Genomic DNA, 706 nt, shown 5'->3' on the forward strand with positions numbered 1-706 from the left:
AAAATCCTGCGGTGAGTGATCACCGTGCCGGTTCGATTCCGGCCCTCGGCATTGTAACACAATTTAAAATGAGCGCCCATAGCTCAACTGGATAGAGTACTTGACTACGAATCAAGCGGTTAGAGGTTCGACTCCTCTTGGGCGCATTACCAAACGGGAAGTAGCTCAGCTTGGTAGAGCACTTGGTTTGGGACCAAGGGGTCGCAGGTTCGAATCCTGTCTTCCCGATTGTATGAATTTACAATCGGAATATCATACCCAATTAATGGGGCCTTAGCTCAGCTGGGAGAGCGCCTGCCTTGCACGCAGGAGGTCAGCGGTTCGATCCCGCTAGGCTCCACCAACTTTTAAGTAACTCATTATAACAACATGGCGGTGTAGCTCAGCTGGCTAGAGCATTCGGTTCATACCCGAAAGGTCGTGGGTTCGACTCCCTCTGCCGCTATTATTATTTTGTAATGTAGGACCTTTAGCTCAGTTGGTTAGAGCAGACGGCTCATAACCGTCCGGTCGTAGGTTCGAGTCCTACAAGGTCCATTAACAAAATAACATTTATTATTTCGGAGGATTACCCAAGTCTGGCTGAAGGGAACGGTCTTGAAAACCGTCAGGCGAGTAAAATCGCGCGGGGGTTCGAATCCCTCATCCTCCTTAACTCACTTATGAGTAACAATTTAATAGCAACACATTTCGGAGGATTACCCAA

General features: G+C 48.4%; 6 tRNA genes. All 6 read left to right on the forward strand.

Features of this window, described 5'->3' with window-relative positions:
• Positions 1-72 precede the first annotated feature (72 nt).
• The 6 genes from BCAMP_RS12150 (at position 73) to BCAMP_RS12175 (ending at position 652) form a co-directional block, all read left to right on the forward strand.
• Positions 73-146, forward strand: a tRNA-Arg gene (locus tag BCAMP_RS12150).
• An 8-nt stretch (positions 147-154) separates the two neighbouring features.
• Positions 155-228 (forward strand) — tRNA-Pro (locus BCAMP_RS12155).
• Between the two features lie 39 nt (positions 229-267).
• A tRNA-Ala gene (locus BCAMP_RS12160) sits at positions 268-343 on the forward strand.
• A 28-nt stretch (positions 344-371) separates the two neighbouring features.
• A tRNA-Met gene (locus tag BCAMP_RS12165) sits at positions 372-445 on the forward strand.
• Between the two features lie 18 nt (positions 446-463).
• Positions 464-537: transfer RNA gene (locus tag BCAMP_RS12170), tRNA-Ile, on the forward strand.
• A 25-nt stretch (positions 538-562) separates the two neighbouring features.
• Positions 563-652: transfer RNA gene (locus tag BCAMP_RS12175), tRNA-Ser, on the forward strand.
• Positions 653-706: the final 54 nt, after the last annotated feature.

The sequence above is a fragment of the Brochothrix campestris FSL F6-1037 genome, from assembly GCF_000525915.1.
Lineage (GTDB): Bacteria > Bacillota > Bacilli > Lactobacillales > Listeriaceae > Brochothrix > Brochothrix campestris.